The 4,740-nt window shown below is 42.8% G+C and carries 4 protein-coding genes; all 4 read left to right on the top strand.

The window, feature by feature from the left end; translation table 11 throughout:
• The first annotated feature begins 266 nt into the window (after positions 1–266).
• Entirely contained in the window at positions 267–710 is a 444-nt protein-coding gene (locus F6J94_RS30530; protein WP_293047151.1) for a hypothetical protein, read from the top strand.
• Between the two features lie 306 nt (positions 711–1,016).
• Positions 1,017–1,667, top strand: a complete 651-nt coding sequence (locus F6J94_RS30525) for a hypothetical protein (RefSeq protein ID WP_293047149.1) — start codon at positions 1,017–1,019, stop codon at positions 1,665–1,667.
• Between the two features lie 274 nt (positions 1,668–1,941).
• Complete coding sequence (locus F6J94_RS30520; protein ID WP_293047147.1) at positions 1,942–2,310, top strand: hypothetical protein; 369 nt, start codon at positions 1,942–1,944, stop codon at positions 2,308–2,310.
• Between the two features lie 1,443 nt (positions 2,311–3,753).
• A complete protein-coding gene (locus F6J94_RS30515; protein WP_293047144.1) occupies positions 3,754–4,356 on the top strand; it encodes a DUF1517 domain-containing protein in 603 nt (200 codons plus the stop codon).
• Positions 4,357–4,740 lie beyond the last annotated feature (384 nt).

Below are 4,740 nucleotides of genomic sequence, written 5' to 3'. Positions count from 1 at the left end.
AAATATTTTTTTGGGTATTGACGTCGCGACATAGTGATGTAATCATATAAATATATCGCGACAAAAGGAAAGAACACACAAAACACTATAGTAAAACACTTAAGTAAACCCCCTAAGTGTAGTAACTACCTAAGTGTATTAACTAGTGTATTCACCATTTGTCATGATATCACGATATACCAATAGAAGTATATCGTGACAAAATGTGCCAAACTTATAAGAGGACAATCAGATGTTGCTCTCTCTGGAGCTAGAGGACAAGGACATTGGTTCACAAAAAGACAGATCCCCGGTATGCATTACTGCGAGGACATATTCCCAAACATCTACTAAAGCGCTTCCGCAACTACTGTGTCGAACACGAACTTGACTACAGTGAAGGACTAGAAGATGCGCTGACTAAATTTTTTAACTACCTAGACAGCAGCCAACTATCAGCAGTTCCAGCACAAACGTCTACCATTGCTGATCTGATTCATGGCTGGAACTTGGAAGAACTATCACGATTAAGTGAAGTTAGCGTTGAAAACCTGCAAGCCATCATGGAAGGAAACCGACCCACAGATGATGATCTGATTGGTTTGGGTGTAGTGCTATGCAAGAACAATGGTGAACCTTGGACAACCGATGAGTTAGTCGAGATTCGCGATCGCTGTTTTTACGGTGTTCCAAAATTGTCGAGCAACAGCGAGTCGCCAAGGATTCAATAACCGTGATCGGACTAACAGCTGCCAATGGTGATTGCTATCAGAGGGGATTTGTTAGAGAAATTATCGGTTTTTGAATCGATTTTTGGCTAAAATCAATCCTGCCAGTTACTGTACTATGGAAGCCGTCGGTTACTTAGATCAACAACCATAAATCAACAACGATAGATCAACAACCATAGTTAGCCATAGTAGTTAGCCATAGTAGTTAGCCATAGTAGTTAGCCATAGTCTCCGTTGGTCCGGTTTAACTTGCTTAAGAGCAACACTCACTACTCAGCGTGTCATTTTAGGTTTCAGTCTTCAACAATGGACAATTTCTTTTTCTCAGGGTGCCATCTATCAGTTACCACCGAGAGTTTCAATATTGAAGCTCCATCACGCTTAGCGGCTTATGCTCTAAGGCGACATGCTAGTGAGCTGGCTGTATCTGCTCAAAAACTCAGGCTTCAACGGGCTATTGTATCTTGGCCCGGATGCGAGCGACCTTACCAAATTCCCACCTCCATACTCAGGAGCCAGACAACTATGACCGGACCAATACCCCAAAGCGGAACCTATTTGCTAGGAGCCAACTACCTTCGTGTTAATGATTTTATCAAAGAAAAGCGTGAAGAAGGTCTAATTGTAGTAATTACGTCAATGTGGAATGATGTTTGCTTACATACCAATGACCTACTTGCACCGGAGCGGGGTATTCTCCAACCCCATCAGTGGACTGGCTTTAATTATCGCTACTTGTGGCGTGATAGTCGCGATGACTATAACGAACTAATTGATCGATTGACTCGGGAGCGTTACATTCCCAAATTCCAGTACACCCTGAGGCGTCCCGATGGCACATTAGGCCGCTATGAGACAGATTATTACCTGGTAGAGGATTATCTGAACGTACCAGTGCGCATTGGTGTCAGCGATGTCAATGCTTGGGAACTAATATCAGAACCGTTAGCAAGTTAGTTTCCATTTTCTATCAGCCATCACTCACCACCAAGACTCAAAATCTTTGATCCTGTTACCTAGGTAAGCGGCTTGCCGCTTAAGGATTGACCTTGGCCTAATGGCCACGCTACGCGAATGGTCACGCTACGCCAACGATAACGTGTTACCTGACTTACTTGACCGGTCAATTAAGTACACTCATTCAATAACTCATCGCTGAATCTTTAGGTCTACTTGAGCTAGGTAGCCAACAGCGATTTATTTCCCTAAAACTGTTTGCCAACAAATAACTATGCACAACCAATCAATTAATTCGGTGCCTTCTGGCAATCAGAACTGTGAAGCAAGCACGAGTAGTTTGGTGAATTATCCAACTCGAAATCATAATGACAAACAGGCGATAGTAAGGGGAGGGTATATTTTTGCTCTGATTGTGGCGATGATTTTGGGATTCCAGTCACTGGAAGCCTCCTATGAACGGGTAAATGGTGAGGAAAATATTTCTTTTGCGACCAAGTCGCCTCCTTCTAGTCTCTTAGTGAGTGGGTTAACCTTGATTGGCTTGGGGCTAGGTATTGAAATTAATAAATCTACAATCTTCTCAAAAGGCAAAGGAATAATTCAACTGCTAGTAAATTCCTCTATGGATGAACAGGATTAATATCATCTCTATTACCATCGGTACTGTAAAAGTATAAAGCTTCGGTAATCGGTAATTGCTAATTGCTAATTGCTAATTTTAATTACTCCCGAGTCATTACTCATCACCCATTACAAAAAAAACGTTCAATTCCATAATTGACGTACTGATTAGTCAATATTTATGGTTTAGTTAGTTGTTTAGTTAGTCACCGGTTGAGTCCCAATTTCATAAGGAAGACTATCTCAGCTATCTATCTCAGCTATCTATCTCAGCTATCTATCTCAGCTATCTATCTCAGCTATCTATCTCAGCTATCTATCTCAGCTATCTATCTCAGCTATCTATCTCAGCTAGAAGACGCTGCTGGCTAGTTTGCAATTAGTCAATAGCATTTTTAAAAAGGGTGTTAAATCTACTACTACTTGTAAAATTAATTGTATGACAGTTATTAAACCCTTGGTTTTCGGCTTTAATTTAAGTTACATAATAATCCCTGTCGGTGTTACCCTAATTTAAGTCTAACAAATAATAAGAGTTTTTGGTAGACTCTGCAACATTTTCTCTAGCTGTTTACTAACCCTTTCAAGTCAACCGAGTTAGATACAGATGGGTCAAACCTCTTGTAGTTTTGTTAGATAAGTGGTATAAACCGCTACAGAGTGAAGTACCCCAACCTGCTTGACCTTTGGTCACGCGGGCCGCGTTCGCTGAGGTTGGGGCTTCCCGCTCTCAGGTCAATTCAGGGACGGTCTTATTCGTCAATAGGGTTTCCCGCGCGCGTCCCCGATGCCTCAAAAAGCCGCGCTAGAATTGGTCTTACTCAGCGTCCACAGGCAGACATCCGCCTTCTAAGGACGTATATTTTGGCGACAGACTTACCTTGGAATTACAGCGATAGCTGACCAGCTAGGGCAAGTCTCTTCCCGGAGACGAAACCTTAGAATAAGGCAGCCTTAATCATAAAGTTTTAACCCTTTTACGCATAGCCGACCAACCATAAAGGCTGCCTTATTCTTGCGGTAACTTCTGACCCTGAGCTAGAGCTAGTACTTTTACACCTTGAAGGTAGCCTTTTAGTCAGTCAGGAGGGTCATCGACCAATTTTATTTTAGCACGACGCTCTAGTTGTCGTCTCGCTATCCATCCCCACCGTGAAAGACGGTGGGGATGGATAGCGAGTTTTGTTAAAAAAACGGGGTGTAATCAGGAGTGATAGCTCAGTCAGTTGCGGTTGACTGGTGCAGACGCGATGTGGCCTTCGGCCTCCGCTTCGCGAACGCTCCTGTTTTATTTTTTTTTAGGACTTACGCAATTTACTTGGAAATCCGCTGCCTAACCCCCCTTGCTCTGCCTGACTAAGGCGGGTGTTCGGTGATCCGCTAGGGGCAGTCAACAATGGGCTAGAGTAGGATAGATAGGATAATTGAGATTAATTAACGGCGTAAGTTAGCCGACAGAAGGATGAGCTCTTGGCGCGATCGCTTAAATAAATTTGGTGGCAAAACTAGATTTGTAGTTTTTCGTTTGTTTGTACACTTAGCTGGTTCAGAAGTAACACCCTTGTTGGGGGTACTCAATCGTGCGGCACGGGAGGCCGTTGAATCAGACGGGGATTTGAACGTATTAGGGGAAGAACTGGTAGCAATTTGTCAAAACCTGCTACAGCTGCAGATCTACTGGCAATCGGCAGCCAATGAAGGGGATGTCTTCTGGAAAGAAGGAGAAGCTGGGGACTACGTTAATGAACTGTTTACTGACTCAGCTGGGCGCTATCTGTCTGAACCAGATTTCACTACACCCTTAGCTGACAACGAACCTTTATCCATACCTGTGACCCAAAACGTAATTGTTATGATCACAGTAGCTTACGAAGGGGAAGTTCCTGAACTAGAAACTAACCTAGCTAGTGTTGAGTACCTCGAAGCAGGTCTAAAGGCATTGATTAATCTCCACTATCAGGAAAGTTTGCAAGCTATCCAGGTTCACTTCTCTCCAGCACAGTTGGGTGATGAACTTACTGATGAGCAAATTTTACTTAATTTCCCGGAACTGGTTCCCCTGTAATCATTAGTAAATTAAATAAATATAGATAGTGTTATAGTTATCACTATCAGGTGATGGGGTGATGGGGTGATGGGGTGATGGGCAAGACGAACGAAAAATCTTCCCCAAATTGTCTTATTAAAAATTAACTAGCCCATAGCAAAGCGCGATTAGACAAGCGCGATTAGACAATAGTGATTTAACAGAACAATAGTGATTTAAGAAAACTTTTTTAACTATATGTTACGTACAGTTGCGATTTTTGTTCTATCTCTAACCTTATGTTGGACCACAGTAGGGTGTGGTTCTCCTAACTCAAGCCAAGTGTCGCTGAATCGGGGTGGGAGTACATCCTTTACTCCAACTCGGTTGAGTGATGGTAAATATCCCGTACAACAGGCAACC

Origin of the sequence: Moorena sp. SIO1F2 (assembly GCF_010672755.1) — a bacterium.
Taxonomy (GTDB): Bacteria; Cyanobacteriota; Cyanobacteriia; order Cyanobacteriales; family Coleofasciculaceae; genus Moorena.
This window is presented reverse-complemented; position numbering and strand designations above follow the sequence as displayed.